This is a genomic window from Jannaschia seosinensis (assembly GCF_001408515.1).
Taxonomy (GTDB): Bacteria; Pseudomonadota; Alphaproteobacteria; order Rhodobacterales; family Rhodobacteraceae; genus Jannaschia; species Jannaschia seosinensis.
The window spans coordinates 1-2,106 of record NZ_CYPR01000040.1 but is presented as its reverse complement, the minus strand read 5'-3'; the positions used below and the strand labels follow the sequence as shown (position 1 = coordinate 2,106).

Below are 2,106 nucleotides of genomic sequence, written 5' to 3'. Positions count from 1 at the left end.
CGCTCCTGAACGTCGCGGCCAAGCCGCTCAAGGGAGAGTGGTTGATCGTGGTTACCAACGTCGCGCCGCGCACCGCGCTCGAAACCTACCGCAAACGTTGGGCGATCGAATGTCTGTTCGGCGATGCCAAGACGCGTGGCCTCAACCTCGAGGACACACGTCTCACCGATCCACGCAAACTCGCTCTGCTCATGTCCCTTGTCGCGCTTGCCCTTGCCTGGGCCGGTCGCGCCGCCGCAGACCTTCTCGGCAAGCGCGCGCCGCCGCGCAAAAGCCACGGCCACTACGCCAGATCCTGGTTTCGAACCGGCTTCGACCACATCCGAAGCCGCCTCAGATCCAATCCCCTCGACGCCATCGCGTCGTGGCAGAGGATCAACCCAGAAGCACGAAAGCCCTGCGGAGTCGTGTAGTGCGCAGCGGAGTCCGTTTCCGACCAAACCGGTTCCGGATCAAGCACCTTAGTCCGCGCAAGTCACCAGGTACTCACGCGTCGCGGCCACACGATCGCCTTCCACCAGATCGGATCGCGGCGTAACGATCGCGCCGATCATGCCTTCCGGAATGGCATGCGGTACGGCCGCATTGATGGCGGAAAGATTCGTCATCTTCACTGTTACTCGGCGCGCCTGCGGCGAGAGGGGCAAGCCGGCAGAAATTTGGCCGATCGCGATGTCAATCCGCAACGCGGGATCGCGCAGAAGCGCACCTTCGCTCGCCATGGTCTTCTCGCGCGGAGCGCTCATTTCGGCCTCAATCACGCCGATCAGCGACAGCGCGGCGGCGATTGCGTCCTACCGAACGCGCGCCTCGTTGCGGACCAGCCGATCGCGCGGCCGCAAAACGGTGGCCTCGTCGAGATCGTCCCGCACAAGCCTGCCCCGCAGTTCCTTCCAAGCCGCGCATAGCGCGTCCAGACTGGACGGAGCGCGCCCGGTCTTCAGGACCACGCCCGCCTCCAGAGCGACAAACCCCGGCACCACCTCAGAGACAGACGCTCAAGCTTTGCGCGCGTTGGCGCGCCCGCGCACCAGTGCACGGCCGGGCGCCTCCGGCAACGAAGAGGCGAGGTAGGCGCTCGCCAGGCTCAGTGCTGGCAGGAAGTCGGCTCCCTCGGGGGTGACGGCCGATGCGATGCTCCAGCGCTCAGGACGCTGCAGCACATCTTCCCGCGTCTTCACGAACGATTCTGCGAACGGCGCCGTGATCGACGGGATGTGGCGAGGTGTCGGCGTGCCGTTGGCCGCCAACCCCTCTGCCGCGGCCCATCGACGTCACTCGCCAGGACAAGCACAGCGGTCGCGGGATCGTAGAGCCGGTCGTGAAAAACGCGCACAGTTTCGGCCGTCAGCGCACCGATTTCCTTTGCCGAGTCGATTTCTAGGCGGCGTTGACAAAACCCTTTCCCTGACGGTTTTTGTGTGAATCGCGCTGCCGGACTATGGTCAGGCGGGTGATGTGATGGCACGCGGACTGATGTCGGATGCGGAATGGCTGTTCTTCAAGCCGTTCATCCAGAGGGTGCGAGCCCGCAACGGGCGGCATGGAAGCGATCACCGGCGGGTGCTCGACGGGGTGTTCTGGATCGCGCGGACGGGCTCGCCCTGGCGCAACCTGCCCGAGGAGTTCGGCAAATGGTCGCGTGTCTACCGCCAGTTCCGCCGTCGGACGCTCGCGGGGCTGTGGGGGACGATCCTGGAAGCCCTGAACGAGGGCGCGGCCGAGCGCAATCACCCGCCCGACCGCTTGCAGAGGATCGACAGCACGGTGATCCGTGCGCATCAGCATGCAGCCGGCGCAAAAGGGGGACTCCGCGATAGGGTATTGGCCGCTCAAGAGGTGGCCAGACGACCAAGATCCACCTCCGCACGAACGGCTGGAGCCTGCCGATGCGCACCGATGTGACGCCGGGCCAGACCTCGGACGACAGAGGCTTCGACCTCGTCATGGACGATGCCTTGCCCGCGCCGGGCGAACTGCTTGCCGACAAGGGCTACGACGCGGACCGCATCCGCGACTGGGCCGAGGCCGAGGCCGGCGATCCCCGTCATCCCCATGCGCCGCAACCGCAAGGCCCGCGCGGGCGTGGACAAGACCCTCTACGCG

General features: G+C 66.0%; 4 protein-coding genes and 1 pseudogene. 2 read left to right on the top strand and 3 right to left on the bottom strand.

The window, feature by feature from the left end:
* Positions 1-413: transposase (locus JSE7799_RS03390; protein WP_144431541.1), on the top strand; the 413-nt coding region annotated here is incomplete at its 5' end.
* A gap of 48 nt (positions 414-461) precedes the next feature.
* Here JSE7799_RS03390 and JSE7799_RS03385 read toward each other — a convergent pair.
* Genes JSE7799_RS03385 through JSE7799_RS03375 form a run of 3 tightly spaced genes read right to left on the bottom strand, consistent with a single transcriptional unit; the run spans position 462 to position 1,250 of the window.
* Positions 462-761, bottom strand: a complete 300-nt coding sequence (locus JSE7799_RS03385; protein ID WP_222101699.1) for a hypothetical protein — start codon at positions 759-761, stop codon at positions 462-464.
* A 33-nt stretch (positions 762-794) separates the two neighbouring features.
* On the bottom strand, positions 795-980 hold the full coding sequence (locus JSE7799_RS20860) for a hypothetical protein (RefSeq protein WP_222101698.1): 186 nt from the start codon (positions 978-980) through the stop codon (positions 795-797).
* 18 nt (positions 981-998) lie between these two features.
* Positions 999-1,250 (bottom strand): hypothetical protein, encoded by a 252-nt coding sequence (locus JSE7799_RS03375; protein WP_055662346.1) that lies wholly within the window; start codon positions 1,248-1,250, stop codon positions 999-1,001.
* A gap of 211 nt (positions 1,251-1,461) precedes the next feature.
* On the opposite strand from JSE7799_RS03375, the pseudogene JSE7799_RS03370 reads away from it, so the two are divergent.
* Positions 1,462-2,106 (top strand): annotated as a pseudogene (locus JSE7799_RS03370) (IS5 family transposase); the annotation flags it as partial.